The following is a 19897-nucleotide window of genomic DNA, read 5'->3' on the forward strand; positions in this document are numbered from 1 at the left end:
GATAAAGACTTGTAAAATATGAAAATGATTCGCGCTTTCGCTTCAATCGCACTGGCTCTGGCGGCGTTCAGCCAGTCAGCCTTTGCTGTGGTTTACCCGTTACCGCCGGCTAACAGCCGTCTGATCGGGGAAAATATTGAAATTACCGTTCCTGAAGACAGCAAATTGCCGCTGGAAGCTTTTGCGGCGCAGTATCAGATGGGCCTCAGCAACATGCTGGAAGCCAATCCGGGCGTTGACGTTTATCTGCCGAAAGCCGGCAGCAAAATGATTATCCCACAGCAGTTGATCCTGCCTGACGCCCCGCGCGAAGGCATTGTGATCAACAGCGCCGAGATGCGTCTTTACTACTATCCGAAAGGCAGCAAAACCGTGGTTGTCCTGCCGATTGGTATCGGTGAGCTGGGTAAAGATACCCCGATCAACTGGACCACGGCGGTTGAACGCAAAAAAGATGGCCCGACCTGGACGCCAACCAAAGGGATGCACGCCGACTACGCCGCTCGCGGTGAAACGCTGCCTGCCGTCTTCCCGGCTGGCCCGGACAACCCGATGGGCCTCTATGCGCTCTACATCGGTCGTCTCTATGCGATTCACGGCACCAACGCCAACTTCGGTATCGGCCTGCGCGTGAGCCACGGCTGTGTGCGTCTGCGTGCGGATGACATCAAGTGGCTCTATCAGAATGTGCCGGTCGGCACCCGCGTTCAGTTCGTTGACCAGCCGGTGAAAGCCTCGGTTGAGCCAGACGGTTCACGTTACCTTGAAGTGCACAACCCGCTGTCGACCACCGAAGAGCAGTTCAACTCCCGTGAGCTGGTGCCGATCACGCTGACTCAGGCCGTGACCAAAGTGCTGGCTGATGGCAGCATCAATCAGGATCAGGTTAACGCCGCGATTCAGGGCCGTACCGGTATGCCGGTAAAAGTGAACGGTGTGGAGAACAACGTTCAGACTGCGCCTGTTCAGGTGCCGGAAAACTCACAGGCCGCCCCTCAGGAGCAGCCAATGACTCCGGTTACGCCTCAGGGTGCCAGCAGTGATGCTGCGCAGCCTCAGCAGCCTGCGACAGAAGCGGCCCCGGTGACCCCGGCCGCCCCGGCTGCCGCCACGAATAACAATTCGTAACGGACCGCCTGTTCTCAGAAGCCAGCGCCTGTCGCTGGCTTTTTTATTGCCCGCGCTATACCGCCCTCTCCGGCTAAATTTCCTGCCTGCCCATCATTTTTCTGTCATATAAAGCGCGTATCACACAGCGATAACCCGGTGCAAATCGGCATCCGCTATCCGCCACATGAGGTACACCATGAGTGAAAACAGTCTCCCCTCATCCGTCCGGGGCCGGCCTGATTTCAACGGCAAAGGCAGTCGCTTCAGTAAACCGCTGTTTTTTATTCTGCTGGTCGCGGGTCTCGCGTTCGCCGGCCTCAATCTGGTCAGTGACGTTGAAGAGACCAACATGCCGGTCACCAGCCTCCTGCCCTTCTTTCTGCTGGGCCTGGCGCTGCTGATTGCGCTCGGCTTTGAGTTCGTCAATGGTTTTCACGACACCGCCAATGCCGTCGCCACGGTGATCTATACCCATTCGCTGACGCCCGGCGTCGCCGTGGTCTGGTCCGGTTTCTGTAATTTTATGGGCGTGCTGCTCTCCAGCGGCGTGGTGGCGTTTGGCATTATCTCGCTGCTGCCGGTGGAGCTGATCCTGCAGGCCAGCAGCGGCAACGGCTTCGCGATGGTCTATGCACTGCTTTTTTCCGCCATTATCTGGAATCTCGGTACCTGGTATTTTGGCCTGCCCTCCTCCTCCTCCCACACCCTGATTGGCTCCATCATCGGCGTCGGCGTCGCCAACGCGATGCTGCACGGGCGCAACGGCCTGAGCGGCGTGGACTGGGATCAGGCGCTGAAGGTGGGCTATGCGCTGCTGCTCTCGCCGGTGGTGGGTTTCGTCTGTGCCGGGCTGCTGCTGTGGGTCATGAAACGCTTTATCCGCAATCGCCAGCTTTACCGTGCGCCACAGAGCGATCAGCCGCCGCCGGTCTGGATCCGCGGCCTGCTGATCCTGACCTGTACCGGCGTCTCTTTTGCACACGGCTCTAACGACGGGCAGAAAGGGATGGGGCTGATTATGCTGATCCTGGTCGGCACCATGCCGATCGCCTACGCCCTGAATCGATCGCTGCCCGCCGACCAGATCCCCCGCGTGGCCGCGCTGACCGAAGTCACCGCACATCAGCTGCGCCAGCTGCAACCGGCGGCGGCACACCCTTCGGCGGCCCGCGAGGTGCTGACCGGTTTTGTCGGCAGCAACCGGATGAACAGCGAGGTGTTACCGGCGCTGGCGATGACGCTCAATGAAGTGGGTGATGAGATTCGCCGCTATGGCTCGATGGATAACATCCCCGCCCAGGCGGTGACCAACACCCGCAACCAGATGTATCTGGCATCAGAGTCGATCAAGCATCTGCAGACCGCAAAGGTCACGCTGCCGCAGGAGACGGAACGCAATCTGAAAGCCGTGAAAAGCGAACTCGACAGCGCCACCCGCTTTATTCCGATGTGGGTAAAAGTGGTGGTGGCGATTGCGCTGGGGCTTGGCACGATGGTCGGCTGGCGCCGGATTGTGGTCACGGTGGGAGAACGCATCGGCAAAACCCATCTCAGGTATGCGCAGGGCGCCAGCGCCGAGCTGGTGGCGATGGCGACCATTGGCGCGGCGGACGGTTTCGGTTTACCGGTTTCCACCACCCATGTGCTCTCCTCGGGCGTGGCGGGCACCATGGCGGCCAATCGCTCCGGCCTGCAGCTTGCCACGCTGCGCAACCTGGCGGTCGCCTGGGTCTTAACCCTGCCGGTCTCCGTTCTGCTCTCCGCCCTGCTCTACTGGCTGTTTACCCGTTTCTGATGACCCGGCGGCTCACCCGCTGGTAAGCCGCTGTTGAGCGCAGAGCCGCAGGGTAATCAGCAGCGCACCCAGGACCATGATCGCCGCCGCGAGGTAGACCGACCGCATGCCCCAGTGTCCGATAAAGAGTCCCGCCACCGGGCCGGTTAAGCCCAGTCCCAGATCGAGAAAGGCGGAGTAGGTGCCGAGCGCCGATCCCTGATCCTGGCGCTCAACCCGCTTAACGGCTTCCACCCCCAGGGCCGGAAAGACCAGCGAAAAACCGCTGCCGGTCAGAAACGCCCCCGCCCCCACCAGCCAGGCGCTGTCCGCCTGCCAGATCAGCAGCAGTCCCACACACTCCAGCAGAAAGGAGAACAGCGAGACGCGCAGTCCGCCAAAGCGGGTGATAAAGCGCCCGAAGCCGAGACGCACCAGCACAAAGCCCAGGCTGAACAGCGTCAGCGCATAGGCCGCGCCCTGCCAGTTGCGGCTGGCAAAGTAGAGGGTAATGAAGGTGGCAATCACGCCAAAGCCGATGGTGCCGAAGCCCAGCGCCAGACCGTAGAGCCAGACGCGGGAAAAGACGCGATGAAACGGAATGCGCTCGCCCAGGCTGACGGTGACGGCGGGTTTGCGGCTCGCCATCAGATAGCCTGCTATCCCCATCACCGCAATCAGGCCAGCAAAGCCGCTCATGCCGAACTGACCGTTGAGCATCACGCCCAGCGGTGCGCCCACCGCCATCGCCAGATAGGTGGCGACGCCGTTCCAGGAGATCACTCGGGCGGTCTGCAGCGGCCCGACGATGTTCATGCCCCACAGGGTGGAGCCGGTGCTGCTGAAGCTTTCGCCCACCCCAAGAAACAGCCGTCCGACAGCCAGCAGCGTCAGGCTCAGCCATGGCCAGCTGCTCAGCAGGGCGGCGACGATGGTCAGCACCCCGCTCATGCCGCAGCAGAGCAGCCCCAGCATCACCACGCGTTTAGGGCCAAGCCGGTCGGCCAGACGGCCCGACTGAGGACGGCTGAGCAGCGTCGCGAAATACTGAATACTGATAATCAGCCCGGCGATGAATGAGCTGAAGCCGAGGTGATTTTTGACAAAGCCAGGCAGCACAGCCAGCGGCAAGCCGACGGAGAGATAGCAGAAGAAGGTGAAAACGATAACGGAAAGGATACGTTTGTTGAGCTGGCTGTTGCTCAACACGGCGGTGTCAGACATAGCAGAGTTGCGGTGAAGGAAATTTGGCTCACTATACCGTCAGGCCGCTAAGGGGTCGCCTGATTTTTTATCACAAACCATGAACCGTCGCGTGACGATCGATCGCCTGTGCAATATCGCCCGACGATTTTAACGCCCGGATTTCGCTGAACAGGCCATCCGCTTCTGCATACGCTTTGCGCAGATAGCCAAGCCACTGTTTGATGCGCGCAACGTGATAGAGTCCGGTGTCACCCTGCTTTTCCAGCCGGCTATATTTCTGCAACAGGCGCACCACCTCAGGCCAGGCCATTGGCGGCTCGTTATATTTGACCACCCGGCTCAGGTTAGGGATGTTCAGCGCACCGCGGCCAATCATCACCGCATCGCAGCCGGTGACCGCCATACAGTTCTGCGCGCTCTGCCAGTCCCAGATTTCACCGTTAGCAATCACCGGAATGCGCAGCCGCTGACGAATCTCGCCAATCGCCTGCCAGTTGATCGCCTCGGCACGATAGCCCTCTTCCTTGGTTCGTCCATGCACCACCAGCTCACTGGCTCCCGCCTGCTGTACAGCATCGGCGATCTCCAGACTGCGGGCGCTGGAATCCCAGCCGAGCCGCACTTTCACCGTGACCGGTAAGTCAGCAGGCACCGCTTCACGCATCGCTTTCGCGCCGCGATAGATCAGATCGGGATCTTTAAGCAGGGTCGCCCCGCCCCCGCTGCCGTTGACCAGCTTAGAGGGACAACCGCAGTTGAGATCCACCCCCCAGGAGCCCAGCGCCACCGCACGGGCGGCGTTCTCGGCTAACCATTCGGGATGCTGCCCCAGTAGCTGCATCCGCACCCGCGTGCCGGAAGGCGTGCGGCTGTTGTTATGCAGCTCGGGGCAGAGACGATAAAAGGATTTTACCGGCAGCAGCTGATCGACCACGCGCAAAAACTCGGTGATGCAGAGATCGTAGTCGTTCACTTCCGATAACAGCTGGCGCACCAGCGAATCAAGCACGCCCTCCATCGGCGCCAGTAAAACCCTCATACTCAGACGTTCCCGGTGCGCTTCGGTGCCGGACGACGCGGACGGGAAGCGGGCTTGTCGCCCTGAGGCGCAGGCTGTCCCTGACGACGAGGCTGAGAACGCTTGTCGCCGGATGAACGTGGTGCACCCGCACCCTGTCCGCCCTGACCACGACCGCGCCCGCCGCCTGCACCGCCGCGCGACTGCTGCTGGCGACCGTTGATGATAGGCTCTGCTTTGATGCTCGGATCGGGTTCATAACCCGGAATCGCCAGGCGCGGGATTTCACGCTTCAGCAGGCGTTCGATATCACGCAGCAGTTTATGCTCATCGACGCAGACCAGTGACAGTGCCGCACCGGTGGCCGCCGCACGGCCGGTACGGCCAATACGGTGCACATAATCTTCGGCGACGTTGGGCAGCTCATAGTTGACCACATGTGGCAGCTCTTCGATATCCAGGCCACGCGCCGCGATATCGGTCGCTACCAGCACGCGGATCCCGCCGGATTTAAAGTCAGCCAGCGCACGGGTACGGGCACCCTGGCTCTTGTTGCCGTGGATCGCGGCGGCGGTGATGCCATCTTTGCCCAGCTGCTCGGCAAGGTGGTTAGCGCCATGCTTGGTACGGGTAAAGACCAGCACCTGCTGCCAGTTCCCTTCGCCAATCAGCTGCGACAGCAGTTCCCGCTTGCGCTTCTTATCCACGAAATGCACCTGCTGAGCAACCTGTTCAGAGGCGGTGTTGCGGCGCGCCACTTCCACCATTTCCGGGTTGGTCAGCAGTTTTTCAGCCAGGCCTTTGATCTCATCAGAGAAGGTGGCCGAGAAGAGCAGGTTCTGACGCTTAGCCGGCAGACGCGCCAGCACGCGACGGATGTCGTGGATAAAGCCCATATCGAGCATCCGGTCCGCTTCATCCAGCACCAGAATTTCGACCTTAGAGAGGTCAACCGCATTCTGATGCGCCAGATCCAGCAGACGACCCGGTGTCGCCACCAGCACGTCGACGCCGCCACGCAGTTTAACCATCTGCGGATTGATGCTGACGCCACCAAACACCACCATCGACCGCAGCGGGAGATATTTGCTGTAGTCACTGACGTTTTCGCCGACCTGCGCCGCGAGTTCACGGGTCGGGGTCAGGATCAGGGCGCGCACCGGGCGACGGCCGCGCACCGGCGTGGTGGTCGCAGAGAGTTTTTCAAGCAGAGGTAAGGTAAAGCCGGCCGTCTTGCCGGTGCCGGTCTGGGCGCTCGCCAGCAGATCGCGGCCTGCCAGCACCACAGGAATCGCCTGGCGCTGGATAGGTGTAGGTTCGCTGTAGCCTTGTTCGGCGACCGCGCGCAAAATATCGGCACTCAGGCCGAGAGAGTCAAAAGACATTACGTGATTTACTCCGGTCCGCTCTGTCCGTGATTCACGGTGTAGTTTTCAGAGGGATAGTGACGGCAGCTGGGGCTGACGCGTGAAAAGGGCACAAACTACGATGCGTAAGCGGGCGAGTGTAGCAGCTTTAGAGCAAGTGTGCGAGATAGCTCACATTTACACACACATCTTCCCTGCCCCATAAACAGGAAGGCCACCTTTCGGTGGCCTTCAACTTAGCTACGTTTTTTTTCAATGCGCCGTGGCGGTTCTTTCGCCAGCAGCGACACCAGCGCCGGACCCAGCAACATCACCACGCCGAGGCACGCCAGCAGCAGGTTGTTGTGGTAGATCCGCGACACCAGGAACAGTGTCATCATGGCAGCGCCAAAGTAGTAAGTGGTGGTCGCTTCTTCAAGATAATCGCCAAGGGTCCGTAAACGGGCGATGCGCTGTGTTGCCAGCATGGCAACAAAAACCAGTGCGTAGACGGCCACCAGCGTGCTGCAGACATCGACCAGGGCCTTGTGCTTCCAGCCCCAGATCAGCGCAGCGATCACCAGCAGATGCATAGCGATATGCATGTATGTCTGACCCGTGATGATTTGAATACGATTAGACCATTTCATTCAGTTCTCCTGGCAGACCCAACAGGTCGCCCAAGTGCTACCGGCACAAGCCGGAAACGGTTTCCTCAATGTAAAACAATTTTCGGATAACGCCTTAATTATCGCCCTCTCTCACCACCCATTTGTGACAAAGACTACACTTTGATTCTGGTGATGATGAAAAGGAGTGCGTCGCGAGTATGCCACAAAACACGCAAGGATTTTCAATAAAAGTCCTGACGATCAATACACACAAGGGTTTTGCCCCGTTTAATCGCCGCTTCATCCTGCCGGAATTACGCGAAGCCGTTCGCGCAACGTCGGCGGATGTGGTCCTTCTGCAGGAGGTGATGGGCACGCATGCCATCCATCCGCTTAACCATGACGCGTGGCCCGAGGCGCCACACTATGAGTTTCTGGCCGACACCATGTGGAACGATTTCGCCTACGGGCGCAATGCGGTCTACCCGGAAGGACATCACGGCAATGCCGTGCTGTCGCGCTTTCCGATTGCAGAGTATGAGAACCGGGATATCTCGGTGGCGGGCAGTGAAAATCGCGGCATGCTGCACTGTCAGATCGCCCTGCCCGAGCCGCATGGCACGCTGCACGTTATCTGCGTGCACCTTGGCCTGAAGGCCTCGCACCGCCGCGCGCAGATGAAGATGATATGTGAAATGGTCACCTCGCTGCCGCCCGACGCGCCGGTTGTGGTGGCGGGTGATTTTAACGACTGGCAACGACGCGCTAACGCGATCTTAAAACAGGGCGCAGGCCTGAAAGAGGTATTCAGCATGAAAACCGGACGCCCGGCGCGCACCTTCCCGGCGCGCTTCCCGATTCTGCGGCTCGACCGCATCTATGTACGTAATGCCACCGTCACTCATCCGTGGGCGCTGCCGCGTAAGCCGTGGTCCCATCTCTCCGACCATGCGCCGCTGGCCGTGGAGATTCACCTATGAATTTCAGCTGGCAGGAAGGCAACCGGCTGCTGTTGCTGGAAAATGGTGAGGCGTTTTTCCCGCGCGTCTTTGGTGCGATACAGCGGGCCGAGCGCACGGTGCTGATTGAAACCTTTATTCTGTTTGAGGATGAGGTCGGCAATGCCCTGCATCGCGAACTGCTGGCGGCGGCCCAGCGTGGGGTGCGGGTTGAAATCATGGTCGATGGCTACGGCTCCGCCGAACTCTCTGACAACTTTGTGAACAGCCTGACCAGCGCGGGCGTGCGCTTCATCTACTACGATCCGCGCCCGCTGGTGATGGGCATGCGTACTAACGTGTTTCGCCGCCTGCACCGCAAAACCGTGGTGGTGGATGATGTGGTGGCCTTTGTGGGCGGCATCAACTTCTCTGCCGAGCACAACACCGACTACGGCCCCGAGGCCAAGCAGGATTATGCGGTGCAGGTCAAAGGGCCGGTGGTGGGCGACATCGCCCGCTATCTGCAGCAGGCGATTGGCAGTGAACAGCCTACCCGCCGCTGGTGGGGGTCGCGGTCTCACCGTCCGGCGGTCAATGCCAGACCCGGCGATGCCCAGGTGCTCTATGTCTATCGCGACAATGACGAACATCGCGACGACATCGAAATGCACTACCTTGAGATGCTGCGCGAGGCGAAGCGGGATGTGATTATCGCTAACGCCTACTTCTTTCCCGGCTACCGGCTGTTGCGTGAGATGCGCAACGCGGCGCAGCGCGGCGTCAGGGTGCGGCTGATTGTGCAGGGCGAGCCGGATATGCCGATTGTGAAAGTGGGCGCGGAGTTGCTCTACAACTATCTGGTCGATGGCGGGGTTGAAGTCTATGAATATATCCGTCGTCCGCTGCACGGCAAGATCGCGGTGAAGGACGATCAGTGGGCCACCGTCGGCTCCAGCAATCTCGACCCGCTCAGCCTGTCACTCAACCTGGAAGCCAACCTGATCATTCACGACCGGCCGTTTAACCAGACGCTGCGTGACAACCTTGAAGCGCTGCTGGCAAATGATTGTCAGCGGGTGCAGGAGGATCGTCTGCCCCCGCGCAACTGGTGGCAGCTCAGCAAAAGCGTGGTGGTCTTCCACTTCCTGCGCCATTTCCCGGCTATTGCGGGCTGGTTACCGGCGCACACACCGCGGCTGGCCCAGGTGGCTGCCCCGGTGCAGCCCGAGATGGAGACACAGGATCGCGTAGAAGCCGACAACCAGGGAGCAAAATCCTGATGGCAAAAAAACATCCACGCTGGCAACTGGCAAAAAAGATCCTCACCGTGCTGTTCTTTATCGCGGTGGTGGTGCTGCTGGTGGTTTATGCCCGCAAAGTGAACTGGGAAGATGTTTATGACGTCATCGTTAACTATAACCGCTTTGTGGTGCTGACCGCCGCCGGACTGGTGGTGCTGAGTTACCTGGTCTACGGCTGCTATGACCTCATCGGGCGCGCCTACTGCGGACATAAGCTGGCGAAGCGGCAGGTCATGCTGGTGTCGTTTATCTGTTACGCCTTTAACCTGACGCTGAGCACCTGGGTCGGCGGTGTGGCGATGCGCTACCGGCTCTACTCCCGTCTGGGACTCGACAGCGCCACCATCACCCGCATCTTCTCCCTGAGCATCGCCACCAACTGGCTGGGCTACATTCTGCTGGCTGGCGTGGTGTTCAGTGCGGGCATGGTCTCCATCCCCAGCGGCTGGTTTATCGGCGAGACCACCCTGCGGCTGATCGGTGTGGTGCTGCTGGTGCTGGTGGCGATCTACCTCTGGGCCTGTGCCTTCTCGAAACAGCGACGCTGGACGGTCAAAGGGCAGACGCTGCAGCTCCCCTCGCTGCGTATGGCCCTGCTGCAGTTTGGCGTCTCCTGCGCTAACTGGATGGTGATGGGGGCAATTATCTGGCTGCTGCTGGGGCGCGATGTCGGCTATCCGATGGTGCTGGGCGTGCTGCTGATCAGCAGTATTGCCGGGGTGATCATTCATATTCCGGCGGGGATTGGCGTGCTGGAGGCGGTCTTCCTGGCACTGCTCAGCGGTCAGCACGCGTCGCATGGCACCATTATCGCGGCGCTGCTCGCCTATCGCGTCCTCTATTTCATCCTGCCGCTGCTGCTGGCGCTGGTGCTCTATCTGGTTCTGGAGAGCCGGGCGAAGCATCTGCGCCAGAAGAATGAGCAGAAGCTTCAGAAGTCATCATAAAACGGGGGAGGCGCAACCGCTGCGCCTCCCCCTTTACATCTCAGCCGTTCAGCGCGGCGCTGGCCGCGAAACGGGTAGCCTGACTCAGCGACGGTTGCCCATAATCCGCAGCAGCATCAGGAAGAGGTTGATGAAGTCCAGATAGAGCGTTAACGCCCCCATGATCGAGTAGCGACGCAGGTTTTCCGTGTCGCGCGCATCAATCTGCTCACCGATATTTTTCAGCTTCTGGGTGTCATAGGCGGTCAGGCCGACAAACACCACCACTCCGATGTAGGTAATCGCCCACATCAGCGCCGGGCTCTTCAGCCAGAAGTTCACCAGCGACGCCAGCAGGATGCCGATCAGCGCCATAAACAACAGACTGCCAAACCGGCTCAGATCGCGTTTGGTGGTGTAGCCGTAGAAGCTCATCGCGCCAAACATTCCGGCGGCGACAAAGAAGGTGCTGGCGATGGAGGAGTAGGTGTAAACCAGGAAGATGCTGGCCATCGTGACGCCGGTCAGCGCCGAATAGAGCATAAACAGCCCGGTCGCCACCGCCCCGCTCAGGCGATGCACCATGCCTGACAGGAAGAACACCAGCGCCAGCTGCGCGATAATCAGCCCGAAGAAGGTGATCCGGTTGGCGAAGACCAGCTCCATGACCGCAGGCGTACGTGCAGCGAACCAGGAGACAAACGCCGTCAGCAGCAGACCACAGGTCATCCAGCCATACACCTGGGCCATGTAAGCCTGAAGCCCGCGCGAGGCGGGTTGAACGATAGAATCATGTCGTGGATATCGATCCATGATGCACCTCTTGATAAAGGGATGAGTAGTAAGACGCTCCACAGGGAGCCCTGTCAGATTTAAGTGTGGCACAGCTCAGCTCAACTGCGCCACAACATGCCGTTTAACGCCGCGACAGACACTGCTGATAACGGCTGTCGACGCGCTGCGCAAACCACGCCGTCGTGAGATTGCGGGTAATTTTCGGGCTCTCCAGCTTAATGCCTGGCAGCATTTCACGCGGCAGCTTACGGCCCGCCATTTTATCCGCCAGGGTAAAGACCTGCTTCCAGAGTTCGCTGTCGCTGAACGACGCTTTCTCCCCTTTCTCCAGATCGCGCCGGATGGCGCTGTTGCTCATGTCGATCTGCTTCGACAGGGTGCGCACCGCCAGTTCGGTGCCGCCCGCCGCGTCTGAGCCATAGAGGATCAGATCGCCATCCAGCGCCAGCTTCATCCCGGTCGCCTTCGCCACCGCCGCCTGGAATGCCGCGTTGCGACTGGCGTACCAGCCCGCATTAAAGTCCGCGAAGCGGTAGAGCGGCTGGCTGTAGTCAGCCGGGTAGCCGAGCAGGTGCATGGTGCCGAAGTAGATCCCGCCGTGACGGGTAAAGACTTCACGCCGGATCGTGCCATCAACCGGCCACGGATAGCCTTTGGCATGCGCCTCGGCAAAGGCAATGCTGACCTGCATCGGCCCGCCCGTGTGGATCGGATTGAGATTGCCAAACAGCGTCTGGCCCATCGGCACCATGTCGATCAGGTCATCAAAGATGGCGCTCAGCTCTTTTTCACTGCGCACTTTGTCGAGCCGCGCCGCGTAACTTTCGCCGGTCGGGGATTTAATCAGCAGCGCCGTGCGCACCAGAAAAGCCGGCACGTGGACTTTGGCCGCCCGGCGATTGATCTCACCCCAGGCGATTTTAGGCAGGCCGGGCACGGCCGCCTCGGCGCTGAAGTTGCTCTCCTGATCCGCCACGGCAATCACCGCGCAAAGGTTGCTGGCGCTGGGATCGATCTGCTGGGTGCGGAAAGAGGTGTAGATATCGTCGCTCCATGCCGCTTTGTTGCTGACATGCGACGGCAGCAGCCGCTGGATTTGTGCTTTCACATCCTCAGGCTGCCGGACCGGCGCCTCGGGGGTTTTCTTGCTGCTACAGCCCGCCAGCACCAGCGCGGCGACCAGTGTCAGACGTTGCAGAATCGGGGTGGATGACATGCCTGTCCTCAGAATGAACCAAAACCCTACTCTATCATCGCCAGCGTTTCACAGGCAGGCGGGAACTGAACTAAGGTTACCTTTTTTAACGTTAAAGGAACTTACGATGTTTAAACTCTGGCCTGTTGCGGCGTTCAGCCTGTTATTAACCGGCTGCGGCGCCAATAATACGCCTGCTCAGGTGCAGTCACCGGGCGCGCCCACCTCCTCCTCGCTGAAGCTGCTGGAGACCGGCGCCAGCGTGATGCAGTCACGACCGCCGATTGAGGCGATCAACACCTATCTGGATGGCTTCCATTTTTACAATGGTGACCAGAACGGTCAGATGGAGGCACACCACTACGTCACCGTGCTGAACGAGGATGTGATGCAGGCGGTGATCTATGACGGCAACACCCGCGACGCGCGGCTGATGGGGGTGGAGTACATCATCAGCGAACGGCTGTTCAACACCCTGCCCCCGGAGGAGAAGAAGCTGTGGCACAGCCACCAGTATGAGGTGAAGTCGGGCACGCTGATTGCGCCGGGCTTACCCGCCAGCGCCGATCACGCCCTGATGAAACGCATCGTGAATACCTACGGGAAAACCTGGCACACCTGGCATACCGACCGCGATAAAACGCTGCCGCTCGGCATTCCGGCACTGATGATGGGCTTTACGGCGGATGGTCAGATGGATTCCCGGCTGCTGGCCGACCGCGATCGCCGCTTCGACGTCGACAGCAAAGCGATTCGCGCCCAGCGCGCCGATATCGTGGCGCACCCGGCGGCGGCGGGTGCGAACGCGTGGCAGCAGGGCCAGGTGATCCAGCTGAAGCGGACGACGGGCGGCGGTGAGCACAGTCACGGCCAGACCCGCTTTGGCCCGGCGGAGCAGCTGAAGCAGCCGTAGTTCCGCGCTACTCCCAGCGCTGAGCGGCCTGGTGATCGCTGTCGCGGGCATCCACCCAGCGGTCACCCTGCTCTGTCGCTTCGCGTTTCCAGAAGGGCGCGCGCGTTTTCAGGTAATCCATGATGAATTCGGCGGCGGAAAAGGCGCTGCCGCGATGGGCGCTGGTGACGCCGACCAGCACGATTTCATCGCCGGGAAACAGCTCGCCGACGCGATGGATCACCGTGACGCGCTGCAGCGGCCAGCGTTCACGCGCCGCCGCCACGATCTCCTGCAGTGCTTTCTCGGTCATACCGGGATAGTGCTCCAGCGTCAGCGCCGCCACATCACTCCCCAGATTGTGGTTGCGGACTTTACCGGTAAAGGTCACCACCGCGCCATCTTCATCACAGGCGGCCAGCCAGCGATACGCTTCCGCCATGTCAAACGGCGCGGGGCCGACGCGAATCTGCGTGTCCATCTCAGCCTCCGGTTACGGGCGGGAAAAAGGCCACTTCATCACCGGCGCGCAGGGGATGCGTCATCGGCACCAGCGTCTGATTGACCGCCGCCAGCAGCTTACCCGACGCCAGCGCCAGCGCCCAGCGGTCGTCCCGTGCAGCGAGGGATGCGCGCAGTGCCGCCACGTCCGGATAGTCCGCGCTGACCTCCAGTGCGGCCGTGCCGGTCAGCTCGCGCACCTGGGCAAAAAACAGCACCTTAATCATGGGCCACCGCCTGAAAATCGCCGCTTTTGCCACCGCTCTTGCTGATTAAACGCAGCTGATCGATGACGATATCTTTCTGCACCGCTTTGCACATGTCGTAGATAGTCAGCGCGGCCACCGAAGCCGCGGTCAGCGCCTCCATCTCCACGCCGGTTTTGCCACTCAGGCGGCAGAGCGAGGTAATGCGGACCCGGCTGTGTGCCGGTTCTGCTTCGAGGTTCACTTCCACTTTGCTCAGCATCAGCGGATGGCAGAGCGGAATCAGCTCCCAGGTGCGTTTCGCCGCCTGGATACCGGCGATGCGGGCGGTAGCAAAGACATCCCCTTTATGGTGGCTGCCCTCAATAATCATCTGCAGCGTTTCCGGCTGCATCAGCACCAGCACTTCTGCCCGCGCTTCGCGCACGGTTTCAGCCTTGGCGGAGACATCCACCATGTGCGCTTCGCCCGCGGCGTTAATGTGTGTAAGTTGAGACATGCTTATTGTTTCTTCAGATGTGAGACAAAATTACAGGGCGCAGTGCGCGCATCAAGCTGGTCGGCAATAATGCGCTCCCAGGCGGTACGGCAGGCGCTGGTCGAACCCGGCACGGCCAGAATCAGCGTCTGATTCGCCAGACCGGCAATGGCGCGTGACTGCAGGGTCGAACCGCCAATCTCCTCGTAGGAGATCATCCGGAACAGTTCGCCAAATCCCTCAATCTCGCGGTCAAACAGCGGCAGCAGCGCTTCCGGCGTGCTGTTCTTCAGGTTAAACCCGGTGCCGCCGTTCACGATCACCACCTGCACATCGTCACTGGCGATCCAGCGCGACACGGTGGCACGAATGCGATAGAGATTCTCCGGCACGATAGCGTGATCGACCACGCTGTGGCCCGCTTCCGCCGCCGCGCTGCGCAGGTAGTCACCGGAGGTGTCGTTGCTGGCATCGCGACGATCGGAGACCGTCATCACCGCAATCTGCACCGCCTGAAATTCGCTGGCTGGTTTACCCATACTGCCTCCTGAAATTAGCCGCCAATGTAAGAGAGATTCTGTGTGATGCCGGTGTTGCCCTGATGGAGAAAATGGGTCTGCTTCTTCTGCCCCAGGCTGCTGGCAATGCGCGCCTGCAGTTCAGCCTGCTGGTCGTCCGACGCCAGCAGATCGCGCAGCGGAATGCCGCCGTCGCCAAACAGACAGAGGTGCAGATTGCCCTGCGCGGAGACACGCAGACGGTTGCAGCTGGCACAGAAATCTTTAGCGTAGGGCATAATCAGGCCGATCTCGCCGACATAGTCGGGATGGTAAAAAACCTGCGCCGGGCCGTCACTGCGTTCGCTTTCGCGACGCTGCCAGCCCTGAGCGATCAGCTGGTCGCGGATCACCGCACCGGAAACGTGCTGATCGCGGAACAGCGAACCGCCGTCACCGGTTTCCATCAGTTCGATAAAGCGCAGCTGAATCGGACGGGTGCGGATCCAGTCCAGGAAGGTGGCGAGATTGCGGCTGTTAAGATCGCGCATCAGCACGCTGTTGACTTTCACCTGGCGAAAACCGGCGTCAAAGGCGGCATCGATGCCGCTCATCACCTGATGAAATTTATCCTGACCGGTAATGGCGTGAAACTGGCGGGCATCCAGACTGTCCACACTGACGTTCAGCGCGGTTAAGCCTGCCTCGCGCCACTGCTTCACGTCACGCGCCAGCCGGTAGCCGTTAGTGGTCACCGCGATCTGTCGAATGGCGGCGTTTTCACGCACCGCGGCGATGATGTCAGTGAAATCACGGCGCAGCGACGGCTCACCCCCGGTCAGCCGCACTTTTTCCGTGCCGGCTGCCGCAAAGGCCCGCGTGACACGGCGGATTTCATCCAGAGAGAGAAAGCTTTTGTTACGAATTCCCTGCGGCTTGTAGCCGTCCGGGAGACAGTAGGTACAGCGGAAATTGCAGACATCCGTGACCGACAGGCGCAGGTAATAGAACTTACGCGCGTATGCATCAGTAAATTGTGACACCAGAACACCTTTCCAGATTGGGAGATGCAGTCATTTCTTCCTGCACCCTGGCAGCTCGATGGCTACGGCCTGAACCCCCTATCCGCAGACTTAGGCATTCAGGCTTGAGTGTACGCTGACCCGTTGATCAGCGCGGTAAACATGATGGTAGCGTGATTCACGCCACTCTTCCATTCGCTGTTTTCGCTATATATTCTTATACATATCGAATTTTCACCGCATTTTCGCGACAGGATACGTTAAAATGCCCGCCTGATTTTGACGTAAGTCATCCGCGCGGGCTTAGCGTTTAGAGCCTCGCCACGCGAAAGGAAAGTAAGGAGAAGTATGAATCGCACACTGGCCGATCTTGATCGCGTTGTGGCACTGGGCGGCGGACACGGTCTGGGCCGCGTGATGTCTGCCCTTTCCCCGCTGGGCTCGCGTCTCACCGGCATTGTCACCACCACCGACAACGGCGGTTCAACCGGCCGTATCCGCCGTTCCGAAGGCGGGATCGCCTGGGGGGATATGCGCAACTGCCTGAACCAGCTGATTACCGAACCCAGCGTCGCCTCTGCGATGTTTGAGTATCGTTTCGCCGGTAATGGCGAACTGGCCGGGCACAACCTGGGTAACCTGATGCTGCGCGCGCTGGATCATCTCAGCGTGCGCCCGCTGGAGGCGATCAACATCATCCGCAACCTGCTGAAGGTGGATGCCTTTTTAATCCCGATGTCGGAGCAGCCGGTGGATCTGGTGGCGATGGATGCGGAAGGCAACATGGTTTACGGCGAAACGGCGATTGACGAGATGAAGCAGCCGCCGCAGGAGCTGATGCTGCATCCCAATGTCCAGCCTACGCGGGAAGCGCTGCAGGCGATTGGTGAGGCGGATCTGATCCTGATCGGGCCGGGCAGCTTCTACACCAGCCTGATGCCGATCCTGCTGATGGATGAGATGGCGCAGGCGCTGCGGCGCACGCCCGCCACCATGGTCTTTATCGGCAATCTGGGCCGCGAGCTCAGCCCCGCTGCCGCCAGCCTGTCGGTGGCTGACAAACTGGCGATGATGGAGCGTTACATTGGCAAGCGGGTGATTGATGCCGTGGTGGTCAGCCCGGCGGTCGATACCCGGGGGATTGACGATCGGCTGATCGTCCGTGAACCGCTGGAGGCCGCCGACATTAAATATCGTCACGACCGCCAGCTGCTCAGGGTGGCGCTGGAACACGCCATTCAGGGTTTTAACGGCGCTATGAGGCCGCAATAAACAGCGTACGCAGCTCATGCAGCTGATCGCGCACGTTCGCCGCCTGCTCGAACTCCAGGTTCTGCGCATGCTGCTGCATCTGTCCCTCCAGCTCGTGGATCTTCTTCTGCAGCGCCTGAGGCGTTAAGGTCAGCAAATCGGCCTGAGCCTGCGCTTCGCCCGGGCGGGCCGGTCTGGCTTTGCCACGGGTTTTCACCACGTTGTTGCCGAGTTCCAGAATATCGGTGATCTTCTTGTTGAGGCCCTGCGGCACGATGCCATTCTTTTCATTGTGCAGCTGCTGCTTCTCACGGCGGCGTTCGGTCTCTTCAATGGCACGCGCCATCGACGGCGTAATTTTATCGCCGTAGAGAATCGCCTTACCGTTAACGTTTCGTGCCGCACGACCAATGGTCTGGATCAGGGAACGTTCTGAACGCAGGAAGCCCTCTTTATCCGCATCCAGGATCGCGACCAGCGACACTTCCGGCATATCCAGCCCCTCACGCAGTAAGTTGATGCCCACCAGCACATCAAACTCACCCAGACGCAGGTCGCGGATGATCTCCATACGTTCCACCGTATCGATATCGGAGTGCAGATAGCGCACCTTCTCGCCATGCTCTGTCAGGTATTCGGTGAGATCTTCCGCCATGCGTTTGGTCAGCACCGTCACCAGGATACGTTCGTTGGCCGCCACGCGCTGACGGATCTCCGACAGCAGATCGTCAACTTGGGTGCCGACCGGACGCACTTCGATGATCGGATCGAGCAGACCGGTCGGACGCACCACCTGATCGACCACTTCATTGCCCGATTTTTCCAGCTCATATTTACCCGGCGTCGCCGACACGTAGATGGTCTGGGGCGCCAGCGCCTCAAACTCTTCAAACTTCATCGGACGGTTATCCAGCGCCGACGGCAGACGGAAGCCATACTCCACCAGCGTCTCTTTACGCGCCCGGTCGCCTTTATACATGCCGCCAATCTGCGGAATGGTGACGTGGGACTCATCCACCACCAGCAGGCCATCGGCAGGCAGATAGTCAAACAGCGTTGGCGGCGCTTCGCCCGGCCCGCGGGCAGAGAGATAGCGTGAGTAGTTTTCGATGCCGGAGCAGTAGCCCAGCTCGCTCATCATCTCCAGATCAAACTGGGTACGCTGGGTGATACGCTGCTCTTCCAGCAGTTTGTTGTTCTCCAGCAGCACCCGCCGGCGATCCGCCAGCTCCACTTTGATCTCTTCCATCGCCTGCAGGATGCGCTCGCGCGGCGTGACGTAGTGGGTTTTAGGGTAGATGGTGAAGCGCGGCACCACCGACTCGATCTGGCCGGTCAGCGGGTCGAATAGCGACAGCCGCTCAACCTCTTCGTCAAACAGCTCTACGCGCAGCGCAATGTCATCCGACTCCGCCGGGAAGATATCGATCACCTCGCCGCGCACCCGGAAGGTCCCGCGCTGGAACGCCTGGTCGTTTCGGGTGTATTGCAACTCTGAGAGACGACGCAGAATACTGCGCTGATCGATGATCATGCCGCGGGTCAGGTGCAGCATCATTTTCAGATAGAGATCGGGGTCGCCCAGACCGTAGATCGCGGAGACGGACGCCACCACGATCACATCCCGCCGCTCCAGCAGCGCCTTGGTGGCCGACAGACGCATCTGTTCGATGTGCTCATTCACCGAGGCATCTTTTTCGATAAAGGTGTCGGAGCTGGGCACATAGGCTTCAGGCTGATAGTAGTCGTAGTAAGAGACGAAGAACTCCACGGCGTTATCCGGGAAAAACTCTTTCATTTCGCCATAAAGCTGGGCGGCCAGCGTCTTATTGGGCGCCAGCACCATGGTCGGACGGTTGAGGTCGGCAATCACGTTGGCGACGGTAAAGGTTTTACCGGAGCCGGTTACCCCTAATAAGGTCTGATGGGCCAGTCCATCCTCCAGTCCCTCTTCCAGGCGACGGATCGCCTCAGGCTGATCGCCTGAAGGTTTAAAGGCAGAGTTTAATTTAAAGGCTTTGCTCATGAATGCATTTCCTGCTGGAGAAGTCGGCGGGCAGGCACTTATTTTACTCGGCTATGGTGATTTTGCCAGAAAATAATACTGGATATAAAAACAGTAATGGTGCAATGTTAACCCTGTTGCGGTTCCGCTCCCCTCTCTGGCGCGCGATGAAAATCCAGGCGAAGCGTGTTGCGCAAGGTTATCCCCAGGCAGAGATCGGATTTAACATTTGTCAATAGAGCGTCACAAAATTACAGTCTGGTTACCTGACAGAGAAATCGCAGGCTTGTTTTTTAATAAAATACTGATTTTACTGGCTTTAGCTTATGAGGCCAGAATCTCGTCATTATGTTACCAGGCCCCGTATTTCCTCGCTTCCAACTGGTTTTCATTACCTAATGCACAAGGTTATCCACAGGAATAGTGGATAAGTGATGGCAGCCCCGCCGCCATCAGCTGTGTATAGTTTTTCCCTGCCCTTCTGACACCGCGAAAATAATTTTTTTTCCGTTAAATTTCGCGCCCGCGGCTGGCGGAATAGTCTGCATTTTTAATCCTTCCCCCCGCTGGCCAGGCAAATTTCCCGGCGCCGACTAGAATTCTTAATCAGATTCGTTGCCTTCTCAGAGCACGCCTGCACCAGGAACAGCGCCGCCAGGCACTGCAAAAGTGCAGGTGCGTAATGACCGTGGGGAATTGATAAGTTTTTCTCACCTTTCCTTCCCCTAAAGCAGGCACAGCAGCAGAAAACAGGGCCGTTTTAAGATCTGGCCTGGGAATTGCAGGACTCTCTGGCACCAACGCGCACCAGGCGCACTGAGC

General features: G+C 59.6%; 19 protein-coding genes and 1 riboswitch. Of the genes, 7 read left to right on the top strand and 12 right to left on the bottom strand.

Features of this window, described 5'->3' with window-relative positions:
* The first annotated feature begins 18 nt into the window (after nucleotides 1-18).
* Nucleotides 19-1128, top strand: coding sequence for a L,D-transpeptidase family protein (locus FJW00_RS13960; RefSeq protein WP_009091312.1), 1110 nt, complete (start codon nucleotides 19-21; stop codon nucleotides 1126-1128).
* A 178-nt stretch (nucleotides 1129-1306) separates the two neighbouring features.
* On the top strand, nucleotides 1307-2905 hold the full coding sequence (locus FJW00_RS13965; RefSeq protein ID WP_140924531.1) for an inorganic phosphate transporter: 1599 nt from the start codon (nucleotides 1307-1309) through the stop codon (nucleotides 2903-2905).
* 12 nt (nucleotides 2906-2917) lie between these two features.
* On the opposite strand, the gene FJW00_RS13970 is transcribed toward FJW00_RS13965, so the two are convergent.
* The 4 genes from FJW00_RS13970 to FJW00_RS13985 all read right to left on the bottom strand — a co-directional run bounded on the left by FJW00_RS13970 (nucleotide 2918) and on the right by FJW00_RS13985 (nucleotide 7104).
* A complete protein-coding gene (locus tag FJW00_RS13970) occupies nucleotides 2918-4108 on the bottom strand; it encodes an MFS transporter (RefSeq protein ID WP_140924533.1) in 1191 nt (396 codons plus the stop codon).
* A 70-nt stretch (nucleotides 4109-4178) separates the two neighbouring features.
* Nucleotides 4179-5129, bottom strand: a complete 951-nt coding sequence (dusC, locus tag FJW00_RS13975) for a tRNA dihydrouridine(16) synthase DusC (protein WP_009091316.1) — start codon at nucleotides 5127-5129, stop codon at nucleotides 4179-4181.
* A gap of 2 nt (nucleotides 5130-5131) precedes the next feature.
* Entirely contained in the window at nucleotides 5132-6493 is a 1362-nt protein-coding gene (gene rhlE, locus FJW00_RS13980; RefSeq protein ID WP_009091317.1) for an ATP-dependent RNA helicase RhlE, read from the bottom strand.
* Nucleotides 6494-6711: 218 nt separating this feature from the next.
* Nucleotides 6712-7104 carry a YbhQ family protein gene (locus FJW00_RS13985; protein ID WP_009091318.1) on the bottom strand — a complete coding sequence of 131 codons (393 nt, stop codon included), beginning with the start codon at nucleotides 7102-7104 and terminating at the stop codon, nucleotides 6712-6714.
* A 179-nt stretch (nucleotides 7105-7283) separates the two neighbouring features.
* On the opposite strand from FJW00_RS13985, the gene FJW00_RS13990 reads away from it, so the two are divergent.
* Genes FJW00_RS13990 through FJW00_RS14000 form a run of 3 tightly spaced genes read left to right on the top strand, consistent with a single transcriptional unit; the run spans nucleotide 7284 to nucleotide 10254 of the window.
* Nucleotides 7284-8045 carry an endonuclease/exonuclease/phosphatase family protein gene (locus tag FJW00_RS13990; protein ID WP_009091319.1) on the top strand — a complete coding sequence of 254 codons (762 nt, stop codon included), beginning with the start codon at nucleotides 7284-7286 and terminating at the stop codon, nucleotides 8043-8045.
* Nucleotides 8042-9286, top strand: a complete 1245-nt coding sequence (clsB, locus tag FJW00_RS13995) for a cardiolipin synthase ClsB (protein WP_009091321.1) — start codon at nucleotides 8042-8044, stop codon at nucleotides 9284-9286. Before FJW00_RS13990 ends, clsB begins: the two co-directional genes overlap by 4 nt.
* A complete protein-coding gene (locus FJW00_RS14000; protein WP_009091322.1) occupies nucleotides 9286-10254 on the top strand; it encodes a lysylphosphatidylglycerol synthase domain-containing protein in 969 nt (322 codons plus the stop codon). Before clsB ends, FJW00_RS14000 begins: the two co-directional genes overlap by 1 nt.
* Nucleotides 10255-10338: 84 nt before the next feature.
* Here the strand turns inward: FJW00_RS14000 and FJW00_RS14005 are convergent, their stop codons facing one another.
* Together FJW00_RS14005 and FJW00_RS14010 are read right to left on the bottom strand one after the other, a co-directional pair.
* The gene (locus FJW00_RS14005; protein WP_046101458.1) at nucleotides 10339-11046 is read right to left on the bottom strand and encodes a Bax inhibitor-1/YccA family protein; all 708 of its coding nucleotides are present in this window, start codon (nucleotides 11044-11046) and stop codon (nucleotides 10339-10341) included.
* A 103-nt stretch (nucleotides 11047-11149) separates the two neighbouring features.
* Nucleotides 11150-12244 carry a DUF1615 domain-containing protein gene (locus FJW00_RS14010; RefSeq protein ID WP_058958322.1) on the bottom strand — a complete coding sequence of 365 codons (1095 nt, stop codon included), beginning with the start codon at nucleotides 12242-12244 and terminating at the stop codon, nucleotides 11150-11152.
* Between the two features lie 106 nt (nucleotides 12245-12350).
* On the opposite strand from FJW00_RS14010, the gene FJW00_RS14015 reads away from it, so the two are divergent.
* Nucleotides 12351-13136: an OBAP family protein gene (locus FJW00_RS14015; RefSeq protein WP_046101456.1), complete on the top strand. Its 786-nt coding sequence runs from the start codon at nucleotides 12351-12353 to the stop codon at nucleotides 13134-13136.
* A 7-nt stretch (nucleotides 13137-13143) separates the two neighbouring features.
* On the opposite strand, the gene moaE is transcribed toward FJW00_RS14015, so the two are convergent.
* The 5 genes from moaE to moaA form a co-directional block, all read right to left on the bottom strand.
* Nucleotides 13144-13596: a molybdopterin synthase catalytic subunit MoaE gene (gene moaE / locus FJW00_RS14020; protein ID WP_009091326.1), complete on the bottom strand. Its 453-nt coding sequence runs from the start codon at nucleotides 13594-13596 to the stop codon at nucleotides 13144-13146.
* A 1-nt stretch (nucleotide 13597) separates the two neighbouring features.
* On the bottom strand, nucleotides 13598-13843 hold the full coding sequence (moaD, locus tag FJW00_RS14025) for a molybdopterin synthase sulfur carrier subunit (RefSeq protein ID WP_111207710.1): 246 nt from the start codon (nucleotides 13841-13843) through the stop codon (nucleotides 13598-13600).
* Nucleotides 13836-14321, bottom strand: coding sequence for a cyclic pyranopterin monophosphate synthase MoaC (gene moaC, locus FJW00_RS14030; RefSeq protein ID WP_111207711.1), 486 nt, complete (start codon nucleotides 14319-14321; stop codon nucleotides 13836-13838). The genes moaD and moaC overlap by 8 nt, the downstream gene beginning before the upstream one ends.
* 2 nt (nucleotides 14322-14323) lie before the next feature.
* Nucleotides 14324-14839, bottom strand: a complete 516-nt coding sequence (moaB, locus tag FJW00_RS14035) for a molybdenum cofactor biosynthesis protein B (RefSeq protein WP_111207712.1) — start codon at nucleotides 14837-14839, stop codon at nucleotides 14324-14326.
* 14 nt (nucleotides 14840-14853) lie between these two features.
* Entirely contained in the window at nucleotides 14854-15840 is a 987-nt protein-coding gene (gene moaA / locus FJW00_RS14040) for a GTP 3',8-cyclase MoaA (RefSeq protein ID WP_111207713.1), read from the bottom strand.
* A riboswitch (molybdenum cofactor riboswitch) is annotated at nucleotides 15830-15963 on the bottom strand. (Overlaps the previous gene by 11 nt.)
* 204 nt (nucleotides 15964-16167) lie before the next feature.
* Here moaA and FJW00_RS14045 point away from each other — a divergent pair.
* Nucleotides 16168-17091, top strand: coding sequence for a gluconeogenesis factor YvcK family protein (locus FJW00_RS14045; RefSeq protein ID WP_009091333.1), 924 nt, complete (start codon nucleotides 16168-16170; stop codon nucleotides 17089-17091).
* On the opposite strand, the gene uvrB is transcribed toward FJW00_RS14045, so the two are convergent.
* Nucleotides 17075-19096: an excinuclease ABC subunit UvrB gene (gene uvrB / locus FJW00_RS14050; RefSeq protein ID WP_009091335.1), complete on the bottom strand. Its 2022-nt coding sequence runs from the start codon at nucleotides 19094-19096 to the stop codon at nucleotides 17075-17077. The genes FJW00_RS14045 and uvrB overlap by 17 nt on opposite strands.
* Nucleotides 19097-19897: the final 801 nt, after the last annotated feature.

The organism is Pantoea anthophila, assembly GCF_006494375.1.
GTDB lineage: Bacteria > Pseudomonadota > Gammaproteobacteria > Enterobacterales > Enterobacteriaceae > Pantoea > Pantoea anthophila.